Origin of the sequence: Thioclava kandeliae (genome assembly GCF_040297545.1) — a bacterium.
Classification (GTDB): Bacteria; Pseudomonadota; Alphaproteobacteria; order Rhodobacterales; family Rhodobacteraceae; genus Thioclava; species Thioclava kandeliae.
On record NZ_JAYWLC010000004.1, the window covers coordinates 280,783 to 304,141 of the forward strand.

Consider the following 23,359-nt stretch of genomic DNA (forward strand, 5'->3'; position numbering starts at 1 on the left):
GGGACATAGGCGCAGACTGCCCAAAAGACAATAACCCGAGCGATAGACTCGGGTTACGCGTTCAGTGCACAGAACCGCCAGACTGTCAGTCGTCCACCACCGAGAAGAGCGACGGCACGGCGGGGCAAGGCTTCAGGCCGTTACCGATCACATCTTGCAGCGTAGTCTGGTGCAGGAAAACGAAGACCTGCGCCGAAAGGCTTTCCCACAGGCGGTTCGACATCGATTGCGCCCGCGTGCCGGATTTGCCGCCAGAGGCACCCGCACCCACATGCATGGCCGAAACCTTCTCGTCCACCGCCTCGAAAATCTCGCTCACGCGGATCTCCGCTGCCGGCCGCGCCAGCTGGTAGCCGCCGCCCGGACCGCGCACCGATTGCACAAGCCCCGCCCGGCGCAGGCGCACGAAGATCTGCTCGAGATAGGCCAGCGAGATATCCTCGGCTTCCGAAAGCTGGGACAGAGAGACCCGACCATTGGCGCCCGACAAAGCCAGAGACGACAATGCCACCATTGCATAACGCCCTTTGGTCGATAGTTTCATGCAGCTTCCTCCAGCTTTCTTCGTGAGCCCGCAGCCGCGGACCCGTTCCTGAGACACGACCCTATCACAGGGCGCGCCGAATCGCGGCAAATTTACGCGAAGTTTGCCGGATGTCACCCGCCAATCGAGGGCAAAAACCGCAAGAACCATTGACCTTGCGCCCCGCTCCCCTTACTTCGGTTCCACCCGTAGATCCGGCATTGTGCCGGGATGGCCCTGCCTAAGGGAGATGTAGGTTGCGCGTCAAGCGCTGCCCTCTTCCCGGATAGTGCCCTTGCAAGAGCAGACGAGAACCGATGCCCGAAGTCATATTCCCCGGCCCTGAAGGTCGCCTAGAAGGCCGCTACCACCCGCAGGCCGCCCCTGACGCGCCGATTGCCATTGTCCTGCATCCCGATCCGCAATTCGGCGGCACGATGAACAACCGCGTCGTCTACAACCTGCATTACGCCTTCCACAAGCTGGGCTTCACCGTTCTGCGTTTCAACTTCCGCGGCGTCGGCCGTAGCCAGGGCGAATACGACCAGGGCATCGGCGAGCTGTCGGATGCCGCCTCGGCGCTCGATTACCTGCAATCGCAGAACCCCAATTCCAAGCATTGCTGGGTTGCGGGCTTCAGCTTCGGTGCCTGGATCGGCATGCAGCTGCTGATGCGCCGCCCCGAGATCACCGGCTTTGTCTCGGTGGCCCCGCCCGCGAATATGTATGATTTCAGCTTCCTCGCGCCCTGTCCCTCCTCGGGTCTGATCATCAATGGCACCGCCGACCGCGTGGCGCCGCCGAAAGACACCGCGACTCTGGTTGGCAAGCTTGGCGAGCAGAAGGGCATCACCGTCACCCATGAAGAGATCGCAGGTGCCGATCACTTCTTCAAGGATGACGAGGCGCATATGAAGCCGATGATCGATACGGTCCAGTCCTATGTGAAGCGCCGCCTGACGGAGAATACCCGCTAATGGCGCTGATCGAAGATCTGGCCGAAAAGCTGGCCTTCGATTGCATGCAGGCCCAGAAGGAGATCGGCCCCGCGGCCGATCGCCTCTATCAGGAGGTCGCCGCCCATATCGGCACCTCCTCACCTTCTCTCGAGGAAGCCTTCCTCACCGCCTGCCGCCTGCATATGGCGGCCCTGCGCGGCGACGAGTTCCTCGCGCGCCGGATCAAGGCGCTCAAAGACGCAGGCTGACCCCTCGACGTGCTGTGCGGTCGGGCGCGTTGTGCAGCCCTGCGCGTGCCTAGGCTCTGGTCACTTCATCGCAAACCCGTTACGCCTAGACCGAGAGCTGGCTTAGCACCGGCCCCGGCACCCCCATACCCTCTGCGGTATGCCGGCTGATCTCGGCGCAGTCCGGGGTGCCCTTCCTGTCCGCCGGGACGAAAGGAACAGGCTCATGACCCAGACCGCAGACACCGCCTCCACCCAACGGCTCGACCGGCAACTGGCCTTTCTGGCCGAGGCCGAGAAGCTGAAAGGTGTTGTCCGCGCGACCCCTGTCATGGATGATTCCCGTTTCGAGAATTCCGCCGAGCATAGCTGGTCGCTGGCCCTCTGGGCGCTGGTGCTGGCCGATCAGGCCGCCCCCGAGGTGGATCCCGTCCGTGCGATCAAGATGCTGCTGCTGCATGATATCGTGGAGATCGATGTGGGTGATGTGCCGATCCACTCGGCGGGCGGCAAGGCCCATGACAGCGCCGAGATCGCTGCGGCAGAAGATCGCGCAGCGGAGCGTATCTTCGGCCTTCTGCCTGCAGATATGGCCGAGGATTTCCTTGCCACATGGCGCGAATTCGAGGCCAATGAGACACCGACGGCGATCTATGCCAAATCGCTCGACCGTGCGCAGCCGGTGATGCTGAATCTGCAATCAGGTGGCGGATCATGGCGCGAATACAAGGTCACATGGACCCAACTCGAAGACCGCGTGGGCTGCAAGATCAACCGCGGCATTCCCGGTGTCTGGGAAGCGATCAAAGCCCGCATCTTCCCGTGGTTCCAGGATAACCGCCGCGTCTGACCGCTCTGCCGCCTGCTTCTCCCCGGAAGCAGGCTATTTTTTAGCCGACGCCATTTCGAAACCTTATCTTTGCACTCGCCCGCTATTGATCGGCCTATCGCAGGACGCCCTTGCGCGGCATGCTCGTGCCAGACTGCGGCTTTTTGTGAATACCGTCGTATACTACTGCATACAAACTCTGGTCATCACGGGATTTTTGCGCTAGATGAAGCCTGTCCCGACTCAAATATAGCCTAGGAAGGGGTTCATATGTCCAAGATCAAGGTAGAGAATCCGATCGTCGAACTCGACGGCGACGAGATGACCCGGATCATCTGGGATTTCATCAAGAAGAAACTGATCGAACCCTACCTGGATGTCGATCTGCTGTATTACGACCTCGGCATCGAGGAGCGTGACCGCACCGATGACCAGATCACCATCGATGCCGCCAATAAAATCAAAGAGGTGGGCGTTGGCGTGAAATGCGCAACCATCACCCCTGACGAGGCGCGCGTCGAGGAATTCGGCCTCAAGAAAATGTGGAAATCGCCCAATGGCACGATCCGCAACATTCTGGGCGGCGTGGTGTTCCGCCAGCCGATCATCTGCCGCAATGTGCCGCGCCTTGTGCCGGGCTGGACCGACCCGATCGTGGTGGGCCGCCATGCTTTCGGCGACCAGTATAAAGCGACCGATTTCACCTTCCCGGGCAAGGGTCAGCTGACGATGAAATATGTCGGCGATGATGGCACCGTGATCGAGAAGGTCGTCTATGATGCGCCCTCGGCAGGCGTTTATCAGGCGATGTATAACCTCGACAGCTCGATCTACGATTTCGCGCGGGCATCGTTCAACTACGGTCTGTCGCTCAACTGGCCGGTCTATCTGTCGACCAAGAATACCATCCTGAAAGCCTATGACGGCCGCTTCAAGGATATCTTCGCAGAAGTCTACGCCAATGAATTCGAAGAAGAATTCAAGAAGCGCAAGATCTGGTACGAACACCGTCTGATCGACGACATGGTGGCATCGGCCATGAAATGGTCGGGCAAGTTCGTCTGGGCCTGCAAGAACTACGATGGCGACGTGCAATCGGACACCGTGGCACAGGGCTTCGGCTCGCTGGGCCTGATGACCTCGCAGCTGATGACGCCGGACGGGAAGATCGTCGAGGCGGAAGCCGCCCACGGCACCGTAACGCGCCACTACCGCCAGCACCAGCGCGGCGAGCAGACCTCGACCAACTCCATCGCCTCGATCTACGCTTGGACCGGCGGCCTGAAGCACCGCGCGAAACTCGACAATAACGCGCAGCTGATGACCTTCGCCGAGACGCTCGAGCGTGTGGTTGTGGAAACCGTCGAGTCGGGCTTCATGACGAAAGACCTCGCCCTGCTGGTCGGTCCCGACCAGAAATGGCTCACCACGATGGGCTTCCTCGAGAAAGTCGACGAGAACCTGAACAAAGCGTTCTGATCCAGCTAAAAAGGCCGGGCATCACGCCCGGCCTTTTTCATGACACAACCTGCAACTGTCAGGCAGCGATAAGTTGCAGATCGTGCCAGTAGTGGCGCATCTCTTTCAGGGCTTCACGGTCCTGACGGCGGGCAAGGAAGCGCAGATAGAGCTGGCTCGGTCCCTCGAAATAGATCACGAAAATCATGATCCGGAGCGCCTCGCGCATATCTTCGCTCAGGTCCTCCCACTGCGGCACAGGCCCCCGCAAATTCACCCCTTGCTCCTCCAGAACCGTCAGAAGCGCGTAATGGCGCAAATAACGCTCTTCCTGTTCGATCTGGATGATCCCGTGCCACGCAAGCGCCCGCTGCGCCTGTGCAAACCTGTGCCTCGTCACGCGGTCCACCAAGGCGAGACGAAACTGGACAATCGTAAATGCAACCGTAAGACAACACATCAATATACCAAGGCAAAACACTGATAAGTCAGACATTAATTCCCCCAGTCACCACTTAATGATTTATTTACTAAAATTAACGCATGGCGAAAATGTGGCACAAAGCAGGATCTGTCAGGGCAGTGCATGGAAAATCTTGCGCCTGACGCAGGCTGCGCTACAGCATATACCATGACCTCTATGACCAATCCCTCTCATACCCCCCTCGATGACGCTCAGGGCATTGCCTATGGCGGGATCGTTGCCGGTTTTGGCCTGCTGATCCTGACCTCGCTGGGCTTCGTAACGGGGCAAACCGCCGGTATGGCGGTGCTGATCTCCTATGCTACCGGATGGTCCTTCGGGGCCGTCTTCTTCCTTATCAATATCCCCTTTTACTGGCTGGGCTGGAAACGTATCGGTCCGGCTTTCGTGTGGAAATCTCTGGCGGCGGTCACGCTGCTGTCGCTGACCACGGCGGTCCTTCCCCATTATGTCCATTTCGACCTTCTGCATCCGGCGGCGGGCGCGATCCTGTTCGGTCTGATCACAGGCTCGGCACTGCTGGCATTGTTCCGGCACGGATCGAGCCTTGGCGGCATCGGGATCGTGGCGCTCTACCTGCAAGACAAGACCGGCTTGCGCGCGGGCTGGACCCAGATGGGGTTCGATGTGGCCGTCTTCGCACTGGCGCTGACGCTGCGCGATCTGGAGACCGTGGCATGGTCCTTCCTTGGCGCTGTCGTGATGAATATGGTGATCGGCATCAACCACCGGCGCGATCGTTATGTCGCGACCTGATGATTTATTAAGCATCCTCAGATAATCTGTCAGGGCCGCCGCGAGCGGCCTTGATTTTTACGCGGATCGGCGCATAATTAGGTCATGTGTGCTGACATTAATGCCGATCTCAAACTGCGTTGCCCCCCGCCGACCGGACGCCGCAAACGTTTGGTTGCTCGCAAGGGCGCACGCCATCCTGATGAAAAACATTATACCCGCTTCGAGGATATCCAGGGGCTGCTGGTGGCCTGCGCGCAGGCCGCGCTTGGCATCCACCTCCTGCGTGCGGCGGGTCTGATGACCGGGGGCACGGCGGGGCTTGCCCTCCTGCTGACCTATATCGCGAAGGATCACGGGCTGGGTCTGACCTTCGGAATGATCTTCTTTGCCATCAACATCCCCTTCTATGCCTTCGCCTACAAGGCGCGGGGTGTGAGCTTCTGCATCAAGAGCCTCGCGTCGGTGACTCTGGTCTCGCTGATGGCGGAGGCACTCAAGCCCTTCCTGCATGTGGACCAGATCCACCCTGCCGTTGCGGGACTTCTCTTCGGGGTGAGCGCGGGTGTCGGGCTGCTGGGGCTATTCCGCCATTCGGGCTCTCTGGGGGGCGTGTCGATCGTGGCGCTGGTGCTGCAGGACCGGTTCGGCTTCAAGGCGGGCTGGACGCAGACCATTCATGACCTGTGCCTGTTCGTGATCGCGCTTTTCGTTCTGCCATGGAGCGCGGTTGCATGGTCGCTTCTGGGCGCCGTGGTCCTCAATGCGGTGATCGCCTTCAATCACCGGCGGGACTGGTATGTTGTCACCTGATCTGTCAGGGTCGGTCCAATAACCATTTCCTGTGAAGCCGGAGCGTTCCCCAGATGAAAACCTATGGTCTGTTGCTGCTGGCCGTATTATTCGAAGTCTTCGGAACGTCCTGTTTACAGGCCAGCCAGCAATTCTCGCGGCTCTGGCCCTCGCTCGGGGTGCTCGCGGGTTTTGCGGGCGCCTTCTTCCTTTTGACACAGGTGCTCAAAACCCTCCCCCTCGGGCTGACCTATGCGCTCTGGTCCGGCATCGGCATCGTGCTGACCAGCATCATCGGCCTCGTGATCTTCAAACAGCGGCTGGATTTTGCAGCGATTTGCGGCATCGGATTGATCATTGCAGGGGTTCTGGTGATCAATCTCCTGTCTAAATCGGCGGTTCATTGACTTGAGGGCTGGATTGACCGGCCCAAATGGACTATGCGCAGGGGCAATCCTCCCTAGCAGGCAAGATTTCTTATGGAACTTCGCAATATCGCGATCATCGCGCACGTTGACCACGGCAAGACAACCCTGGTCGACCAGCTTCTGAAACAATCCGGTGCATTCCGCGAAAACCAGGCCGTTGCAGAACGCGCCATGGACAGCAACGACATCGAACGCGAGCGCGGGATCACCATTCTCGCCAAGGCGACCTCGGTCGAGTGGGAAGGCACCCGCATCAATATCGTCGACACCCCCGGTCACGCCGATTTCGGTGGCGAGGTGGAGCGCATCCTGTCGATGGTCGACGGTGTCTGCCTTCTGGTCGACGCGGCCGAAGGCCCGATGCCGCAAACCAAATTCGTGACCTCGAAGGCCCTCGCCCTCGGTCTGAAGCCGATCGTGGTGCTCAACAAAGTCGACAAGCCAGCCGCCGATCCGGACCGCGCGCTTGACGAGGTCTTCGATCTCTTCGCCAACCTCGGCGCGTCCGAAGAGCAGCTCGACTTCCCCCATGTCTACGCTTCCGGTATCGGCGGCTGGGCCGATGACGAGCTGGACGGCCCGCGCAAAGACCTGAGCGCGCTGTTCAACCTGATCGTGAAGCATGTCGAGGCCCCCAAGCAGGTTGCCAAAAAAGACGAGCCCTTCGCGATGCTGGCCACCACGCTGGCCGCCGATAACTTCATCGGCCGCATCCTGACCGGCCGTATCGAATCCGGCACGCTGAAAGTGGGCGACAGCCTCAAGGCGCTCTCGCGCAAGGGCGACAAGATCGAGCAGTTCCGCTGCACCAAGATCCTCGCCTTCCGCGGCCTGAGCCAGCAGCCGATCGACGAAGCCGTGGCCGGTGATATCGTTACCGTCGCGGGCATGACCAAAGCCACTGTGGCCGACACGCTCTGCGCGCTGGAAGTCGACGAGGCGATCCAGGCCAAGCCGATCGACCCGCCGACCATCTCGGTGACCTTCGGCATCAATGACAGCCCGCTTGCAGGCAAGGACGGCTCCAAGGTCCAGTCGCGCGTCATTCGTGACCGCCTGATGAAAGAGGCCGAGACCAATGTCGCGATCCGCGTCGAGGACACCCCCGGTGGCGAGGCCTTTGTGGTATCGGGCCGTGGCGAACTCCAGATGGGCGTTCTGATCGAGAATATGCGCCGCGAAGGGTTCGAGCTGTCGATCTCGCGTCCGAAGGTCATCTTCCGCGAGGAAGACGGCGTGCGCATGGAGCCGGTCGAAGAAGTCATCATCGACGTGGATGACGAATATTCCGGCGTCGTGATCGAGAAGCTGACCGGCTACCGTAAAGGCGAACTGGTCGAGATGCGTCCTGCCGAAGGTGGCAAGACCCGCATTGTAGCCCACGTTCCCTCGCGCGGGATGATCGGCTATCAGGGCGAGTTCCTGACCGATACCCGTGGCTCGGGCGTGCTCAACCGCCTGTTCCACAGCTGGACCCCCTATAAGGGCGCCATCGAAGGCCGCCGTCAGGGTGTGTTGATCTCGATGGAAAACGGCACCTCGGTGGCATACGCCCTGTGGAACCTCGAAGAACGCGGCAAGCTGTTCATCGGTGCGCAGGAAGCGGTCTATACCGGCATGATCATCGGCGAGCATTCGCGTGATAATGATCTGGAAGTGAACCCGCTGAAGGGCAAGAAGCTGACCAACGTTCGTGCCTCGGGCACCGACGAAGCCGTCCGCCTCACCCCGCCGGTGCGGATGTCGCTCGAAGAGGCAATTGCCTATATCGATGATGACGAGCTGGTCGAAGTGACGCCGAAAGCGATCCGTCTGCGCAAGGTCCATCTGGATCCCCATGAGCGCAAGCGCGCCTCGCGCGAATCCTGATCGGGGTTCTGGCGACTGTTCGAGGAAGGGGGGCTGTCTGCCCCCCTTTTTCGTCTGCGCCGAAAAATTCCCCCCGAGGATATTTTGGGGACGCTGGAAACGACAAAAGGCGCGCGGGAAGACCCTGCGCGCCTTTTACATCCGGTTATGGGACGCTTACCGGAAAAGGATCAGGGCGCCCTCGTTCCAGGCGATACGCGCGCGGGTTCCAACCTCGAGGACAGGACGGCCGAAGACATTGCGCATCGAGAGACGGATGGTCTGCTCGACCCCGTCGAGGCGCACATCGTAATAGGTCATATCGCCGTAATAGACGACTTCCTCGATCGTGCCCGGAGCCTCGCGGCCCGACGCTGTCTGGACATCGAAGAGAATGGTCATGGTTTCGGGGCGGAAGCCAACGGAGACTTGCCCGTCATGGGCAAACGAGACCTGATCGGGCGCCAGCATACAGGTGCCAAGCCCTGCCACCACTGTTTTGAGCTGGCCATTCTCCTCCGTCTCGAGATGGGCGGGCAGGAAATTCATCGCGCCGATGAATTCGGCGACGCGGCGGGATTTGGGGCGGCGATAGAGTTCTTCGGGATCGTCGAGCTGGGCGATCTCGCCTTCGAACATCACTGCGATCCGGTCGGACATGACGAGGGCTTCTTCCTGGTCATGGGTGACGAGGACGAAGGTGATGCCCAGCTCGCGCTGCAGTTTGATCAGCTCGACCTGCATCTGTTCGCGAATCTTGCGATCAAGCGCGGACATGGGCTCATCGAGGAGCAGCACCTTGGGTTTGAGGATCAGGGCACGCGCTAGTGCCACCCGCTGGCGCTGACCGCCCGAGAGCGCGTGAGCGGCCCGTTTTCCATAGCCCTTGAGCCCGACCATCGCGAGGGCGTCCTCGACAAGCCGTGCCTTTTCCAGCTTGGTGCGCGGATCGCGACGCAGCCCGAAGGCCACGTTCTCGGCAACCGTCAGATGCGGGAAGATCGCATAGGACTGGAACACCATATTGGTGGGCCGGCGGTTGGCGGGCACATCGCCCATATCCTTGGCATCGATCATCACCACACCCGAGGAGATGTCCTCGAACCCTGCAATCGTGCGCAGGAGCGTGGTCTTACCGCAGCCCGACGGGCCCAGAAGCGAGAAGAACTCGCCTTCGCGGATGGTCGCATTGATACCGCGCAGCGCGTGGTAATCGCCGTAATATTTCTGGACATCGCGGAACTCGATCATCGGTTTCGCATCGGATTTCAATTTATTCACAGGAAACCTCCCTGATCCTTACCACCGGTCTTGGCGATCCCGCGGCGTCGGAAATATTCGGCAATGGTCAGCAGCACGATGGAGGCCGCCACAAGACAGGTGCCGAGCGCCAGTATGACGGGCACCGATTTCGGGAAGCGGAGCTGCGAGAAGATATAGGTGGGCAAAGTGGGCTCGTTGCCCGCCAGGAAGAAGGCGATGATGAACTCGTCCATCGAGATGGTGAAACTGATGAGCATCGAGGAGATGATGCCGGGCAGCACCAAAGGCAGGGTCACCAAACGGAAGGTGGACCATTTGCTCTCGCCCAGATCATAGGCGGCTTCCTCGTAGGAGGGGTCGAGCGAGGAGAAGGCGGTGGAGAGGATCGTCACCGCATAGGGTGTGGCGATCAATACATGGCCAAAGATCACAGTCAGGATCGAGAGCTTTACCCCCATCCCCAAGAGCACGATCAGCAGCGAGCCCCCAATCATGATTTCGGGCAACACCAGAGGCAGCATGATGAAACCCATCACCGGCCCCTTGCCGCGGAATTTGTAGCGCGTGGTGGCGCGGGCGGCAAAGAGCCCCAGCACCGTCGACAGCACCGCCGTCGACAGCCCGATGATCAGCGAATTCGAGAGGGCGCGGCGCAGCGTGTCATTGGCGGCCATATCGCTGAACCATTGCGTGGTGAAGCCGGTCAGCGGGAAGGCCACGATAGTGCCGTTATTGAAAGCAAAAACCGGCAGCAGCACGATAGGTGCATAGAGGAAGACGAGATAAAGGATCGTATAGAGTTTCAGCCCCGAGAACTTCATTTGGGACCTCGCAGATATTTCCGGTTTGCGAGCACGAAGGCCGCGGCAATCAGCGCCACCACGGCCATAGCCGAGATGGTGATCGCGGAGCCCATCGGCTTGTTATCGAGCGGTAGAATCTGGGCCTGAATGAGATTGGCCACCATCGGAAGCTTCCCCCCCCCGATGAGTTCGGGCGCTACATAATCGCCGATAACGGGGATGAAGACCACCAGCACGGCCCCCACGACGCCGGGCATGGCCAGCGGCAGGGTGATGCGGCGGAAGCTGTTGAAATAGCCCTCGCCCAGATCGCGACCGGCCTCCAGCAGCGAGCGGTCGATCTTTTCGAGCGCCACGAAGATCGGCAGGATGGCGAAAGGCGCATAGGCATGGGCCAAGGCTACGGCGATGGCGGGCACGGTGCCCATCATGCGGAACGGATCCTCGAAAAGCCGCCCGTCCCCCATCAGACCCAGCATCTCGAGGCCTGAATTGATCACACCATTATAGCCGATGATGACTTTCCACGCGAAAATCCGGATCAGATAGGAGGTCCAGAACGGAATGGTGATCAGGAAGAGCCAGAAACTCTTGCGCGCGGGCGAGACGTGGAACGAGATGAAATAGGCGATCGGGAACGCGGTGCAGACGGTCAACGCGGTCACGATGAGTGCCACGATGATCGAGCGCAAGAGGATCGCACGGAAGATCGGATCCTTCCAGACCGCGATATAGTTCTGCAACGTGAACTCGTGGATGATCGTCAGATAGCCGTCCTTGAAGAAGGAATAGGCAAAGATGGTCAGCAAGGGTGCTGCCAGCATAACCAGCGCATAGATCAGGACGGGGCTGAGGGTCGTATACCCTTGTGCCGTTTCGCTTCGTCGCCATGAGGATGCCGTCATCTCTCCCTCCTGCTGTCTGACGCATTCTAGAGGTGACAAAAGCACAGCAATTGGGCGGATGAAAGGGACAGAGAAGTATTTTGCGCCCGATCCGACAGCAAGCGATTAAACATTAAACACCTAGACAGGTATCTCGTTCGGCTGGCTTTGCAGGATTCCCGTCAGTCGCCCCAAGGCCTGACACATCATATTCTCGGTTACGCCACCGGCCAGTGCGATCCGCACTGCATTGGGCGCATGCCCGTCCTGCAGGACATATTCATCGGCCGAACGCAACAAAACCCCTTCTGCCTCTGCCATACGCACGAAGGTGGAACCGCGCCATCCCAAGGGAAGCCGAAGCCAGAGGAAGGAAAGCCCCTCCTGCCACGAGATCTCGTAACCGCCCAATATATTGATCGCGAGCTTGAGCCGCCGGTCCATCTCGGCCTGCGCGGCAAGCCGCAGGCGCAGGGCCTCGCCCGAGTTCAGCAGACGGGTCACAATGTCGGTCACAGGACGCGGAAGACCGAAATAGCTGTGCTGCGCTGTCAGACGCCCTGCCTCGCCCATGCCTTCGGGCGCCACAACGATCCCGAACCGCATGCCCGCCGAGATCGTTTTCGAAAGCGAGGTCACATACCATGCGCGTTCGGGCGCTATGGCACGAAATGCCGGAAGATCGTTGACTGGCGCGGTATAGCAATCATCCTCGACGATCTGCAGGTTATGACGGCGCGCCACCTCGACGATCTCGAGACGCCGTTTGGTGCTCATCCGCACAGCCGTCGGATTTTGCGCATCCGGCGTGATAAAGACGAGCTGCCCGTTATACCGGCGCGCGGCCCGGTCCAGCGCCTCGGGAATCATTCCCTCCTCGTCCAGCGCGATCGGCTGGATCTCGGCACGATGGAGACGCACGGCATGGCGGAAACCGGGATAGGCCAGCTCTTCGGCAAAGACCACCGGCCTGTCACCGCGGAGACAGCATTGCAGCACCAGTGACAGCCCGTTCTGCCCGCCAAGTGTCAGCACGATATTCTCTGGCTGGGCCAGCGGACGCACGCTGCAGCCTGCCGGAAACCAGTTAACCACGGCCTCGCGGCAATATTCATCGCGCCGCAAGCCGGGATATTTGAGATACTGATCATCCACCTCTCTTGCCGCCTCGGCCATGGCCTTGGCCAGTGCCGCGACCTGCCCGACATCGGGCAAAATGGGCGAGCGGAAATCGACAATGCCTTCACTATGTTCGTAGGACATGAGTGGATAGACTGATTCTGTTGGCCCCAGACGTCCTGATTGTATTGATACAAAAGTCCCGCGTCCGACCTCAGCCTGCAACAACCCTTCCTGCGTGGCGATCTGATAGCCACGCGCAACGGTTCCAGGCGTCACACCAAGCCGCCAAGCCAGATCCCGCACCGTTGGTAACTTCTGTCCAGGCAATAACTTTCCTGCACGAATTCCCTCTCGCAATGCCCGAACGAGCGCGAGATATTTCGGCCCTTTCTGATTGGAAAGTTCGGGCTTCCATTGCGTGGTCTGATCGTCCATCCGGCCCTCTTGTAACCGATACAATATATTTCTGGCGGTAGATACAAAGCGTATTGTATCCCTTCTATATCGGAAACCAAAGATTGTATCAATACAAAACGCTCAGGTGCATCATGCAAAGCCTACCTCTCCTCAGACAGCACGCAAAATCGAATGCGAAACCGTCGATCATGAAGCTGGTCACACTCTGGGCGTTCCGTATCCGCACCCGTCGCAACCTCGCGACGCTGCCTGATTACATTTTGAAAGATATCGGCCTTACGGCAGAAGACGCGCAGCAGGAAGCCCAACGCCCCTTCTGGCACTGATGGCGCCGCCGACCCCAATCCCCAGTAGATGCGGCAACCCCTGTCGGCACTACTGAACTGGCCGAGCAATAACGCTCGGCCTTTTTTAATGCATTACATCAAGAAACAACTCTAGACGACTGCTGGATCATCATAATTTCAATCCGGTCATCCTCGGCCAAAAGCCCGGTATTGAGATGGGTAGGTCGGAAACTCTCGAGCCAGAGCCCGTCGCAATGGATGAACTGAACCCCCTCGAACAGTAGCTGTACAAGGTGGCAGCATGGCGCAGACACCGGCTCGAATTCGATCTCGGTCTGGCTTTCCATAAGAGACACTACATCCGACCCGCCTGTGGCATAGCGTTGATGCTGCATCAATTCGACCGGCTTGTCGGGTAGACCTGCCACCAGCCTTCCCGCAGGGATCTGTTTGGGCCGCAATGCCGGAACCAGCCCCAGAATTTTCCAGTCCAGATGCCGGTGACCAACCCATTTGACGGGCTGCATACCGTTGGAACGGGTCAGCACCAGATCCCCCCGAACAATCTCGTCGGCGCGCAACACGCCCCGCGCGGTCACAACTTGCGTCGAAGCGGTCAGTCCAGTGGCCAAGGCGCAAAGTTCGCGATAGCAGCCCGACAGTGGCGCCTCTTCACCCTCGAACGCGAAAGAGACAGCGCCCTGCTGCTCCTCATAATCCGCAAAGGCGTAGCGCACCTCGCAAGCCCCTGCCAATCCCGAGATCACAAAGCCTGGTCGCCCTCCGCTTTCGGGGTGAACCACGTCTGGGGCATTGGACAGGAGATGGGGCATTGTTGTTCAACCGTTCGGCAAGCGCCAAGGATACAGGCAGTCACCGGTCACTATGCAAAATGGGCCTTAATAAATATTGAAGCTGCCCCGGCAAAACCGAGGCAGCTTTGGTGTTCCGGTTTCGCGGAAGATCAGGCGTTGAACAGAAGGGTCGCTTCGTGACGACGCAGGCTTCGGCGCGCGGCCGTGAAATTCGGCTGCGTCGGATCATTGGCCAGCTCGGGGAAGAGCGCGAAGATCTCGCGCTTCTGCGCCACCCCCATCGAGCTGAGCGTCACCTCGCCCGGCTGGAAGCTTTCTGTCCATGCCCCGTCGACCAGCGCGATCTCGTGGCGCTCGCACATGAAATGGATATAGCTCACCTGCGGGACCGCCATCGTCATAACCCCCGGCATTCCCACCAGATATTTGGCAGCCACCAGCACCTCGTATTCCTCGAAATAGAGCTGCGCGCGCTTGCCGGTCAGCAGCATCCGGTGATTGGGCGAGACGCACATATCCCGCTCGGGCAGACCGTTCCCCAAAGCCCCGGCCTGAATGAGGATCGGCGCATGATCCGGGTTGCGGCGCAGCGCTTCCCCGCCCAGATCACATTGACCGGCCCATGCGATCTCCTGCACACCATTGTCGCGGGTCAGGATCTTGTCGCCAGCCCGCAGCCGTTCGACCGCGATTTCACCGGTCGGCGTTGCAATCAGCGAACCGGGCGTGAAGCAGGGAACGACGTTTTCGATATCGCAATAGCTGACAGTGATGCAGCTCTTGGTCTCGCAATTGTAGAACTTCAGAACGCCGGATTCTTTCCATCCGCCACAGGGCTCCTCGGTCTGAAGTGTATAGCCGGCCTTAAGGAGTGCGCCATAATAAAGGGTGTCGTTGTCGTCCCCCCTCGAGCCGCCATCGACATAGATCGTCCCCGAGTGATCGCCCGTAACATAGATCGAATCCGCGTCACTGCCGCCGTTCAGCGTGTCACCGACACTGCCGATCAGCGTATCATTGCCGCGCCCACCCCAGAGAACATCGCGCCCTGCCCCGCCATCAAGCAGGTCATCGCCATCCGCCCCATAAAGAAGGTCGTTGCCACCCAAACCGGTAATCGTGTCATCGCAGCTATCGGAACCGATCAGGATATCGTTGCATTCGGTCCCGGTGATCGGCTCGCAATGTCCATCCTTGTCGCATCCGTTTTCGTCGCGACCGTCGCGGTTATAGCCGTCACAGTCATAACCGTTTTTGTCATAACCGTCGCAATCATAGCCTTCGCGGTCATAACCGTCTTTGTCATAGCCACTGCGGTTATATCCATCGCAGTCATAGCCATCCTTGTTATAACCGTCTTTATCGTAACCGTTTTTATCGTAAAAAATACCGGAAAGGCTAAAGGTCATACCCATCCCCTCACATACATGATTCGGCCAGGATTCTGCTCAGCCCCGGCTCTAAACGATTAAAAAAATCTTACCGTCGGGGCAGCCAGCGTAAAAGTGAAAGCTCGTGAAAAAATTGAATTAATCTGTTTCCAGAATGGAAATTTCAAAAAACAGGCAAAAAAGGATCGGTCTGCCAAAGAGATGGAACAGCCGCGCCCTATAGGAGGACGCGGCTGACAGGATCATGCCATTTTCAAAAGTTCTGCTTCGAACCGCTTGAGCGATTTACGCGCGGCTTGATAGTCGTCGACACCCTTATGCGTGCGCAGTTCGGGGAACAGCGCAAAGATCTCGTCGCGTTGGGCATTGCCCATGCTGCCGAGCGTCTGGTCACCGGGCTGGAAGCTTTCGGTCCATGCGCCATTCCCCAGAACGACTTCATGACGGTCGAACATGAAGTGGAGATAGCTGGTGCCCAGCGTCTCGGCCGTGGAGACGCCCGCCATGCCCTGCATATGCTTGGCCGAGACGAAGACCTCGTGCTCTTCGAAGAAGAGGCTTGTCTGCGCGTTGGCCACCAGCATCCGGTGGTTGGGCGACACAATCATGTCGCGCTCGGGCAGATCGGGGCCCAGCGAGCCTGCGCGGATCAGAACCGGCTTGAGATGGGGAGCGGCATTCAGCTCGGCCTTGGTCAGATCGCGACGGCCCGCCCAGCGGATCTCCTGGATCCCGTTATCGCGGGTGATAACCTTGTCGCCCACCTTCAGATCTTCGACCGGCGTCTCGCCATGCGGTGTCGCAATCAGCGTCCCCGGCGTGAAGCACGGCACCAGTTCTTCAATATCGGTGAAGTTGATCGTCTGGCAGGAATTGGTCGAAGCATTGTAGAACTTGATCGTCCCGTCAAAGCCCGGATTACCATTGGTCTCGGCCGTTTTGGTAATGCTGGTGACCGTATAGCCCGCCGAGATCAGCCCCGAATAATCGAGCGTATCCCAGTCATTCCCGCCCGAACCGCCCTCAACGGTCACGGTCGTATTACTGCCGTTGGTCGCATCGGTGTTGCTGATGATAAAGTCATCAGCATCCGCGCCACCGGCGAGGCTGTCCGAATCCCCGCCTAGAATGGTGTCATTCCCGGCACCACCCTTGACCGTGTCGACGCCCGAATCGCCTTCGAGGTAATCGGCCCCTGTGCCCCCCGAGAGGGAGTCGTCGCCGGTGCCACCGAGCAGGGAGTCATTGCCCTGCCCGCCGATCAGGGTGTCATTGCCCTCATCGCCATAGATCGTATCGTCATCGACGCCGCCATCGAGATAATCGTTGCCGGTGCCGCCATAGATGAGATCGTCGTCATCCTCGCCATAGATGACGTCATCGCCAGCGCCGCCCGAGAGCGTGTCCATGCCGTTATCGGTGACCTTGTCGCCGTTATCATCCGCGATATTGACGTCATAGCCGATCGGGCCGGCACCACCATAAATGGTGTCATTGCCGTCGCCGCCGTCAATGGAATCGCGCCCTTCGCTGCCAACGATGAAATCATTGCCCGCGCCGCCCGTGACGGTGTCATCGTCATAGCCCGCGTCGATGCTGTCATCGCCATCGCCGCCATCGATGCTGTCATTATCATCGCCGGTGAGGATCGTGTCATTGCCCGCGCCGCCCATGACGGTGTCACGGTCGTTATAGGGATCGGTATCCGCGGAATAATAGCCGCTATAGCCGCGATCGGGCAGCGCCGTGGAAGAAGTATCGGCGGTGTTGATGTAATCATCGCCATCGCCGCCATCGACAGAGTCGCTGCCTGCGCCGCCGGTGATGGAATCGTCGCCGGTGCCACCGCTGATCGTGTCGTTACCCGCATCCCCCAGCAGGGTATCGTTTCCGCCGCCCCCGATGATGGAGTCGTCGCCTGCCCCGCCGGAGATATAGTCATCCCCGCCCGCGCTGAGCACACCATCGGGCGTATCCACCACCGCGCCGGAATTCGAGAGATTGACGTTCAGGACGACGTCGTTGAAATCCTCGTCGCCGCCGCCATAGATATCCTCGAAGCCGATATTGTAGGAGCCGTCATCCTCCTGGCCCAAGACCGAGGTATGGCTGATCCCGTCGGGGTTCATACCCACGTTCTCGCCATAGGCAGAGGAATAATAGGTATAGCCAGCCGAGGTGGTGATACCGATCCCGACGATCTCGCCATCGGTCGTGTCGTAGGTATAGGTCGTGCCGACGGAATTGGCCGCATTGGCGGTCAGGGTCGTTGTCGTGATATCGCCGGTATCGGGATCGACGCTATAGACGAAGACCGAGTTCACATAGCCCGCGCTCGTGCTGGTGATGGTCACCGTCAGCGTATTGCCCGCGCTGGTATTGGTCGCGGCGCTATTATCGCCGTAGAGCGTATCGTTACCGTCACCGCCGGTGATGGAATCGTTGCCGTCATTGCCCTCGACGTAATCGTTCCCCGAACCGGCAACGATCGTGTCATCGTCGTCGCCGCCATAGAGCGAGTCGGAACCGCCCGCGCCGTCGATATAATCATTGCCACCATTGCCGTAGAAGACATTGGTATAAGCATCCGAACCGCTGGTGCTTTCGCCGTCGAAGCCGGTCAGCGTATCGTCATATTCCGAGCCATAGGCCCCGTCGACGCCGTCATACTTGTCGCCATCGGCATAGCCGCCGGTGCCCGACATCGAGGACAGGTTGACATTGACCGCCGAGGTCGAGCCGGAATAGTCGACCATGTCGAGACCGGTGCCGCCGGAGAAATAATCCGATTCAGCGCCGCCCACGAAGGTATCGTTGCCGGCTCCACCCGAGGCATAGTCGCTGCCCGTGCCGCCATCGATATAGTCATTGCCGTCCCCACCCCAGATGGAGTCGTTATCGGCATTGCCGTAAAGAGAGTCGTTACCGGCATCGCCATAGATCTTGTCGGCGCCGTCGCCGCCAGAGATCGCATCCGCATCATCGCCGCCCGACAGGGTATCAGCGCCGGCATTGCCCCAGATATAATCGGTGCCCGCGCCGCCATTGATGACGTCATTACCGTCATTGCCGGCGATCGCATCATTGCCCGCACCGCCCGTGACGCTGTCGTCGCCGGTGCCCGCATCGATCACGTCATTTCCATCGCCACCATCAATGGTGTCGTTGCCATCCTCGCCCCAGATGTAATCGTTGCCCGCACCGCCCGATACATAATCCGCGCCGGTGCCAGCGGCGATGGAGTCGTTCCCCGCCTCGCCCATGAGGCTGTCATTACCCGCCTGCCCCCAGACGTAATCATCACCGTCGCCGGCATAGACGGTATCATTGCCGTTCCCTGCGACGACCGCGTCTTGCGCCGTGCCCGATTTGATCAGGTCATTGCCATCTCCCGCCGAGATGACATCCTGATTGCCGGTGAAGGTGTAGGTGTTGCCGTAGCTGTCGGTATAGGTATACGTTCCCTTGCCGTCATCCACACGATCGCCGTCGCGGTCGACATAGGTGGCGTCGATGGTATCATTCCCGCTGGTGCCGCTGACAACGCCGTCACTGCTTGTCGTCCCGCCTGTGTTGCACGAAGGGGCCGTTTTACTCGTAGTATACGTCATACTTTTCACCTCACCTGAAACCGGCCTTCACTCCGGTAAACAACACAAGCGCTAGGCGCTTTGGAAACGCCGGTCTTCAGCGGGGCAGACTGTGGCGCGAAAGCCTGACCCCTTCGTGATAAAGCGCGATCAAGACACACGTCCAGAGATCTTTCGCCGATCCCCGATAGGGGGCGAGCGAGTCCAGCGTGAGCTTCTCCGCTGGCCGCAGTCAGATGCCTTACCAAGGGGAATACTCAATGGGATTACATAAAAAAAGAGATATTTGAACGGCACCCCCTTCCGCGCCGTCACCAGCTGAAGCCTTAACCACAACCCACGCGCGAGGCGTCATATCTTTGCCAAAGTTGTGTCTCGGTATTGGCGACAATTCACGCCAAAACGAGATAAAAACCGAGAGATCGGGGCGATTTCTTGTCGATAACCATCTCTCTTGGAAACAATAGACGGCTCTCATCATGCCGATCAGCTTTTTAAAACAGAGGAAAGAATCCGAGAGAGAGGTTAACTCGGCACCAATCATTTTCGCTTTAAATGCCAGTTTTCAGCAACATTGTCGCCTGATCCGAAACACTTTCTCGAATCGCGCCAAGGCCGTCTGTCTGGTAAATCAATCAGCGCCGACCTGACTGTTGGGAGAAGCCTGCCCGGACAACCGCTGCCAGCCCCAGATCGTCTGCAGACGAACAGGCCCCTCATAGACATGGTGGCGAGGGACGCGACAGGCAGACATTGCCCGCCTGCCCGACGATATGATCTCAGCCGATGGCCGGAAGCAGGTTCATAACCAGCACCATCGCGAGACCGACCAGCGCCACGATGGACTGGATGATCGAGATAGACAGCGTAGCTTCTTTCATCGACATGCTGAAGCTTTCCTTCACCAGCCAGAATCCCGCATGGTTGGCATAGTTGAAAAACAGCGACCCCGCCCCGATCGAGAGCGCCAGAAGCGAGGTATTCACATTGCCCGCCCCCGCAAGCGGCGCCAGAAGGCCCGCCGCCCCCACGATCCCGACCGTGGCCGAGCCCGTCGAGACCGAGAGCAGCATGGCAATGATCCAGCCGAGAAGAAGGGGCGAGAGATGGAATTGCTGGCTCAGATGCATGATCGCATCGCCCACATTGGCGGCCGCCAGAACATGCTGGAAGGCACCGCCGCCCGCAATGATCAGCAAGACATTCCCGATCGGACGCAGGCTCGCCGTCATGGAACTGCGCAGAACCTCCGCATCCCCCTGCCGCAGATAGACGAGCACAAGAGCCGCAAACAGCACGCTGAGCAGCATGGCGATCACCGGATTGCCGAGGAAAGCCGTGACCGTCAGCAGGCCCGATCCCCCGGGCAGAGCGAGCTGGGTGAGAGAGTGCAACAGCATCAAAAGCGCAGGCATCAGCGCCGTCAGCAAGGACAGCCCTGCCGAAGGGGGCTGCATCGCGGACCTGTCCTCCCCCGTCTTCTCGGTAAACTGGGAAATCATCTCCCCATCGGGGCGAACGGCGGCAAGCTTCGGCGCGATAAACCGGCCGTAGACCGGTCCGGCCAGAATGATTGCGGGAATTGCCGCGCAGAAACCGTAGATCATGGTCGCACCGACACTGGCGTCAAGCGCCGCAATGGCCGTCAGCGGGCCGGGATGGGGCGGAACCATCCCGTGCATCGAGGCCAGCGCGGCAATGACGGGAACCCCCACAAACATATAGCTCGAGCCCCTGACCCCCGACGGGGTCTCCGATGCGCTTTCCAGCTTCCGCGCCACGGAGAAGATCAATGGCAGCATGACCACCAGACCGACCTCGAAGAACATCGGGATCCCCACCACGAAGGCGGTCGCCGCCATAGCCCATGGCAGAAGATGTGCGGGCGTCTTGCGGATCAGGGCCTCCGAGATGCTCTCTGTCACGCCGGTATCGGCAAGGATCTTGCCCAGCATTGCGCCAAGCGCGATCACGAGACCGACGCCGCTCAGCGTTTTTCCCGCGCCTCCGGTCATGGTGGAGACGATCTTGTCTACGGGCATTCCCACGGCCAGTCCGACAGCCAGTGCTGTAACCAGAAGCGCCAGAAGTGGATGGAGCCTGATCCGCGAGACGATCAGCCCCACGAGGAATAGAACGCCAGCCAAAGCGATAGCCAGTAATTGGATGTCGGAACTCGTCATATCTCCCCCATACTTGTTACACGACACGCGGCCCGATCAGGGCCGGAAGATGCGGGGCCTCCACCTGCATCTCTCGGGTCCGGCAACATGGCGCAACTGCTTGAAGGGCAAACAGCCATGCATATGTCCGAACGAGCGCATAGCGTCCATCGGGCAAGCATTTGTCAATCTCGCGGGCTTCACGAAGTCGTATACGATCCGTGATCCGTGGAGCGGACCCAGATGCGTCCGGCATCTGCGGCAGAACGCGCAGCTTCACCTGCTCGAGCAGAAAGGCCCGACCCGCCATGCCACTTATCGGCAGAGGCTGATCTCTCCGGCCTCTCGGAAAAGATTATCGGGAGAGGACGCGCAAACCCGCAATAAGCGTGCGCAGGACATCGCGCAGGCGTGTATCCACCTCTTCGGTATCGGCGTCGAGATAGTCCAGAACCAGCCGCGGATGGTTGAAGCCATACATCGCCTGCTGCACCAGACAGGCTGCATGGATCGGATCTTTCAGACCGGGGATCGCCTGCACCAGAAGCTTGGCAATCTGGTCACGCCAGATGGATTTGTAACGCTGAACGACGTCGCGCAACCGGTCGGAGGCTTCGCAATAGGCCTCGTAAAGCTCGGGATCCTTCACCGCCGCCTCGCGTTTGAGCCGCAGCCGCTGGATCAGCCAGCTTTCAAGTCGCTCTTCAGCGGTGCCGGGACCCGAGACCGCCGCGCGCAACTCCTCATGTGCCAGATCCAACCAATGGCCCACCACCGCATCCAGAATATCCGCCTTTCCCGAAAAATGGGCATAGAGCGCGGCATGGCTGACCCCCAGTTCGGCCGCCACATCAGTGACACGGAACTTGCTATATCCCACCGCTTTTATGCGCTGCTGGGCCACCTCGACCGCACGGCATTTCAACGTTTCGGAGGAAAGTCCTGTTCTGGGCATAGGTCCGGCCTCGGGGATTTACTGCACTTGAATATCTACTTCTTACAAGTTACAGAATTTGTAAACTGTAATCCCCTCATTGTCATAGGTGCCTCCCATGGGTTCTTTGCTGAAGGACCGTCGCGCCGTTGCATTGCTGCTCGCCGCCACGCTGACGGTCATGTCCAACGCCATCATCAGCCCCGGCCTTCCAGGCATCGGGGCCTATTTCGCAGGCACCCCGAATGCCGATCTGCTGACCCCTCTGCTGATCACCGCCCCCTCGCTGACCGTCGCGATCATCGCCCCGTTTGCGGGTTCCGTGGTTGACCGTGTGGGGCGCAAGGCCATGCTGATCACCGGTGCCGCTTTGTTCGGGCTTGCGGGCAGTGCCGGGCTCTGGGCCCCCACTCTCCCTGTGCTACTCGGCACCCGCCTCGTTCTGGGGGTGAGCGTCGCCATGCTGATGACGGCGATGACCGCGCTGGTGGCACAATATTTCCATGGCGCCGAACGTGGCAGGTTCATGGGCCTACAGATGACCTTCATCAATTTCGGCGGGTTGATCTTCATCGCTGTGGCCGGACAGCTGGCCAACCATTCCTCCTTCTATCCGTTCGCGCTCTATCTGGCGGGCCTCGTCTATCTGCCGATCCTCTATCTGTGCCTCGACGAGCCAAGGAGCCACGCGCATACGGATGGCAGCCACCCCAGCTCGCAGGGTCAGGACGGCTGGCCCCTGGTTCTGGGGCTCGGACTTCTATTGATGGCGCTGACCTTCGCCACCTTCTATATCCTGCCCACGCAGATCGCCTTCTATCTGCGCCAACTCGGCCATGCCGATCCGAGCACCGCCGCCCTGATGATGGTCTGCGTCACCTTCGCGGCGGGCGCTATCGCAATGGTCTATCCGTTCCTGCGCCGCACGCTCGGGCGCGGCGGAGTACTGGCGGCGGGGTTTGTAATGCTTGCGGCGGGCTTCCTGCTGATGAGCTATGTCCAACTGGTGCCGATGATCGCCGTCGCCTCGCTCTTCGTTGGCATGGGGCCCGGTCTGATTGTGCCCACGCTCTTCAATTCAACGCTGGATGCGGTGCCGATGCGCCATCACGGCATGGCGTCGGGCGCACTGACCTTCAGCCTGTTCATCGGCCAATTCATCTCGCCGATCCTGACCCAGCCTCTGATCACGGCGGGCGGTTTCCACCTCGCCTTTATGGCCTTCTCCGTGGCCGCTCTGGCAGGTGCACTCCTTGCCGCACTGATCTTCCGCGAGCGCAAAAGCGCCTTTGCGCGCGCCTGAGGATCGACCGGTCCTATGGTAATCCCCCCTGATCATAAAGGAATGCGGAAGTAGAATTTTCTCGTCAGGATGAGTGAGGAGATTCCGATGAAGAACACACGTTTC

21 protein-coding genes and 1 pseudogene are annotated in these 23,359 nt (G+C 59.6%); 10 read left to right on the plus strand and 12 right to left on the minus strand.

Translation table 11 applies throughout. The features are described from left to right. Positions 1 to 85: 85 nt before the first annotated feature. Entirely contained in the window at positions 86 to 544 is a 459-nt protein-coding gene (gene iscR / locus VSX56_RS07590) for a Fe-S cluster assembly transcriptional regulator IscR (RefSeq protein WP_339112825.1), read from the minus strand. Between the two features lie 296 nt (positions 545 to 840). Between iscR and VSX56_RS07595 the strand changes: the two genes are divergently transcribed. From VSX56_RS07595 to VSX56_RS07610, 4 genes are all read left to right on the plus strand, one after another. Then, a complete protein-coding gene (locus VSX56_RS07595) occupies positions 841 to 1,500 on the plus strand; it encodes an alpha/beta hydrolase (RefSeq protein ID WP_339112826.1) in 660 nt (219 codons plus the stop codon). After that, positions 1,500 to 1,730: a hypothetical protein gene (locus VSX56_RS07600; protein WP_339112827.1), complete on the plus strand. Its 231-nt coding sequence runs from the start codon at positions 1,500 to 1,502 to the stop codon at positions 1,728 to 1,730. Before VSX56_RS07595 ends, VSX56_RS07600 begins: the two co-directional genes overlap by 1 nt. Positions 1,731 to 1,935: 205 nt before the next feature. Then, positions 1,936 to 2,559 (plus strand): HD domain-containing protein, encoded by a 624-nt coding sequence (locus VSX56_RS07605; protein WP_350936125.1) that lies wholly within the window; start codon positions 1,936 to 1,938, stop codon positions 2,557 to 2,559. A gap of 249 nt (positions 2,560 to 2,808) precedes the next feature. Continuing rightward, positions 2,809 to 4,017, plus strand: a complete 1,209-nt coding sequence (locus VSX56_RS07610) for an NADP-dependent isocitrate dehydrogenase (protein WP_339112829.1) — start codon at positions 2,809 to 2,811, stop codon at positions 4,015 to 4,017. A 58-nt stretch (positions 4,018 to 4,075) separates the two neighbouring features. Here the strand turns inward: VSX56_RS07610 and VSX56_RS07615 are convergent, their stop codons facing one another. Beyond that, on the minus strand, positions 4,076 to 4,396 hold the full coding sequence (locus tag VSX56_RS07615) for a hypothetical protein (protein ID WP_350936127.1): 321 nt from the start codon (positions 4,394 to 4,396) through the stop codon (positions 4,076 to 4,078). Positions 4,397 to 4,636: 240 nt separating this feature from the next. Here VSX56_RS07615 and VSX56_RS07620 point away from each other — a divergent pair, with 240 nt between their 5' ends. The 4 genes from VSX56_RS07620 (at position 4,637) to typA (ending at position 8,304) form a co-directional block, all read left to right on the plus strand. Next, a complete protein-coding gene (locus tag VSX56_RS07620; protein WP_339114516.1) occupies positions 4,637 to 5,236 on the plus strand; it encodes a YitT family protein in 600 nt (199 codons plus the stop codon). An 84-nt stretch (positions 5,237 to 5,320) separates the two neighbouring features. Next, positions 5,321 to 6,028 (plus strand): YitT family protein, encoded by a 708-nt coding sequence (locus tag VSX56_RS07625; RefSeq protein ID WP_339112831.1) that lies wholly within the window; start codon positions 5,321 to 5,323, stop codon positions 6,026 to 6,028. A 53-nt stretch (positions 6,029 to 6,081) separates the two neighbouring features. After that, complete coding sequence (locus VSX56_RS07630; protein WP_339112832.1) at positions 6,082 to 6,414, plus strand: DMT family transporter; 333 nt, start codon at positions 6,082 to 6,084, stop codon at positions 6,412 to 6,414. 72 nt (positions 6,415 to 6,486) lie between these two features. Further along, on the plus strand, positions 6,487 to 8,304 hold the full coding sequence (gene typA, locus VSX56_RS07635; RefSeq protein ID WP_339112833.1) for a translational GTPase TypA: 1,818 nt from the start codon (positions 6,487 to 6,489) through the stop codon (positions 8,302 to 8,304). Between the two features lie 156 nt (positions 8,305 to 8,460). Here typA and VSX56_RS07640 read toward each other — a convergent pair whose 3' ends face one another. From VSX56_RS07640 to VSX56_RS07660, 5 genes and pseudogenes are all read right to left on the minus strand, one after another. Next, positions 8,461 to 9,555, minus strand: a complete 1,095-nt coding sequence (locus tag VSX56_RS07640) for an ABC transporter ATP-binding protein (protein ID WP_350936167.1) — start codon at positions 9,553 to 9,555, stop codon at positions 8,461 to 8,463. 5 nt (positions 9,556 to 9,560) lie between these two features. Next, positions 9,561 to 10,367: an ABC transporter permease gene (locus tag VSX56_RS07645; protein ID WP_350936131.1), complete on the minus strand. Its 807-nt coding sequence runs from the start codon at positions 10,365 to 10,367 to the stop codon at positions 9,561 to 9,563. Further along, positions 10,364 to 11,254 carry an ABC transporter permease gene (locus VSX56_RS07650; protein ID WP_350936133.1) on the minus strand — a complete coding sequence of 297 codons (891 nt, stop codon included), beginning with the start codon at positions 11,252 to 11,254 and terminating at the stop codon, positions 10,364 to 10,366. Before VSX56_RS07650 ends, VSX56_RS07645 begins: the two co-directional genes overlap by 4 nt. A 120-nt stretch (positions 11,255 to 11,374) precedes the next feature. Next, a complete protein-coding gene (locus tag VSX56_RS07655; protein WP_339114518.1) occupies positions 11,375 to 12,496 on the minus strand; it encodes an aminotransferase-like domain-containing protein in 1,122 nt (373 codons plus the stop codon). Positions 12,497 to 12,556: 60 nt separating this feature from the next. Beyond that, positions 12,557 to 12,790, minus strand: a pseudogene (locus VSX56_RS07660) (GntR family transcriptional regulator); the annotation flags it as partial. A 113-nt stretch (positions 12,791 to 12,903) separates the two neighbouring features. Here VSX56_RS07660 and VSX56_RS07665 point away from each other — a divergent pair. Continuing rightward, positions 12,904 to 13,098, plus strand: a complete 195-nt coding sequence (locus tag VSX56_RS07665) for a DUF1127 domain-containing protein (RefSeq protein ID WP_350936135.1) — start codon at positions 12,904 to 12,906, stop codon at positions 13,096 to 13,098. Between the two features lie 98 nt (positions 13,099 to 13,196). On the opposite strand, the gene VSX56_RS07670 is transcribed toward VSX56_RS07665, so the two are convergent. From VSX56_RS07670 to VSX56_RS07690, 5 genes are all read right to left on the minus strand, one after another. Further along, complete coding sequence (locus tag VSX56_RS07670; protein WP_350936137.1) at positions 13,197 to 13,892, minus strand: Hint domain-containing protein; 696 nt, start codon at positions 13,890 to 13,892, stop codon at positions 13,197 to 13,199. A gap of 131 nt (positions 13,893 to 14,023) precedes the next feature. After that, on the minus strand, positions 14,024 to 15,283 hold the full coding sequence (locus tag VSX56_RS07675; RefSeq protein WP_350936140.1) for a Hint domain-containing protein: 1,260 nt from the start codon (positions 15,281 to 15,283) through the stop codon (positions 14,024 to 14,026). A gap of 224 nt (positions 15,284 to 15,507) precedes the next feature. Further along, the gene (locus VSX56_RS07680; protein WP_350936142.1) at positions 15,508 to 18,876 is read right to left on the minus strand and encodes a Hint domain-containing protein; all 3,369 of its coding nucleotides are present in this window, start codon (positions 18,874 to 18,876) and stop codon (positions 15,508 to 15,510) included. Positions 18,877 to 19,634: 758 nt separating this feature from the next. After that, positions 19,635 to 21,038: a GntP family permease gene (locus VSX56_RS07685; RefSeq protein ID WP_350936144.1), complete on the minus strand. Its 1,404-nt coding sequence runs from the start codon at positions 21,036 to 21,038 to the stop codon at positions 19,635 to 19,637. A gap of 334 nt (positions 21,039 to 21,372) precedes the next feature. Continuing rightward, a complete protein-coding gene (locus VSX56_RS07690) occupies positions 21,373 to 21,972 on the minus strand; it encodes a TetR/AcrR family transcriptional regulator (RefSeq protein WP_350936146.1) in 600 nt (199 codons plus the stop codon). Positions 21,973 to 22,069: 97 nt separating this feature from the next. Here VSX56_RS07690 and VSX56_RS07695 point away from each other — a divergent pair, with 97 nt between their 5' ends. Beyond that, positions 22,070 to 23,254: an MFS transporter gene (locus VSX56_RS07695; protein WP_350936148.1), complete on the plus strand. Its 1,185-nt coding sequence runs from the start codon at positions 22,070 to 22,072 to the stop codon at positions 23,252 to 23,254. The last annotated feature ends 105 nt before the right edge of the window (positions 23,255 to 23,359 follow it).

Excerpts from the sequence above, each read along its gene's own strand:
- VSX56_RS07620 (WP_339114516.1), top strand. The coding sequence starts at position 4,637 with ATGACCAATCCCTCTCATACCCCCCTCGATGACGCTCAGGGCATTGCC.
- VSX56_RS07600 (WP_339112827.1), top strand. The coding sequence starts at position 1,500 with ATGGCGCTGATCGAAGATCTGGCCGAAAAGCTGGCCTTCGATTGCATG.
- VSX56_RS07675 (WP_350936140.1), bottom strand. The coding sequence starts at position 15,283 with ATGACCTTTAGCCTTTCCGGTATTTTTTACGATAAAAACGGTTACGAT.
- VSX56_RS07610 (WP_339112829.1), top strand. The coding sequence starts at position 2,809 with ATGTCCAAGATCAAGGTAGAGAATCCGATCGTCGAACTCGACGGCGAC.
- VSX56_RS07680 (WP_350936142.1), bottom strand. The coding sequence starts at position 18,876 with ATGACGTATACTACGAGTAAAACGGCCCCTTCGTGCAACACAGGCGGG.
- VSX56_RS07605 (WP_350936125.1), top strand. The coding sequence starts at position 1,936 with ATGACCCAGACCGCAGACACCGCCTCCACCCAACGGCTCGACCGGCAA.
- VSX56_RS07665 (WP_350936135.1), top strand. The coding sequence starts at position 12,904 with ATGCAAAGCCTACCTCTCCTCAGACAGCACGCAAAATCGAATGCGAAA.
- VSX56_RS07690 (WP_350936146.1), bottom strand. The coding sequence starts at position 21,972 with ATGCCCAGAACAGGACTTTCCTCCGAAACGTTGAAATGCCGTGCGGTC.
- VSX56_RS07685 (WP_350936144.1), bottom strand. The coding sequence starts at position 21,038 with ATGACGAGTTCCGACATCCAATTACTGGCTATCGCTTTGGCTGGCGTT.
- VSX56_RS07625 (WP_339112831.1), top strand. The coding sequence starts at position 5,321 with ATGTGTGCTGACATTAATGCCGATCTCAAACTGCGTTGCCCCCCGCCG.
- VSX56_RS07595 (WP_339112826.1), top strand. The coding sequence starts at position 841 with ATGCCCGAAGTCATATTCCCCGGCCCTGAAGGTCGCCTAGAAGGCCGC.
- VSX56_RS07645 (WP_350936131.1), bottom strand. The coding sequence starts at position 10,367 with ATGAAGTTCTCGGGGCTGAAACTCTATACGATCCTTTATCTCGTCTTC.
- VSX56_RS07650 (WP_350936133.1), bottom strand. The coding sequence starts at position 11,254 with ATGACGGCATCCTCATGGCGACGAAGCGAAACGGCACAAGGGTATACG.
- VSX56_RS07630 (WP_339112832.1), top strand. The coding sequence starts at position 6,082 with ATGAAAACCTATGGTCTGTTGCTGCTGGCCGTATTATTCGAAGTCTTC.
- VSX56_RS07655 (WP_339114518.1), bottom strand. The coding sequence starts at position 12,496 with ATGTCCTACGAACATAGTGAAGGCATTGTCGATTTCCGCTCGCCCATT.
- typA (WP_339112833.1), top strand. The coding sequence starts at position 6,487 with ATGGAACTTCGCAATATCGCGATCATCGCGCACGTTGACCACGGCAAG.
- VSX56_RS07670 (WP_350936137.1), bottom strand. The coding sequence starts at position 13,892 with ATGCCCCATCTCCTGTCCAATGCCCCAGACGTGGTTCACCCCGAAAGC.
- iscR (WP_339112825.1), bottom strand. The coding sequence starts at position 544 with ATGAAACTATCGACCAAAGGGCGTTATGCAATGGTGGCATTGTCGTCT.
- VSX56_RS07695 (WP_350936148.1), top strand. The coding sequence starts at position 22,070 with ATGGGTTCTTTGCTGAAGGACCGTCGCGCCGTTGCATTGCTGCTCGCC.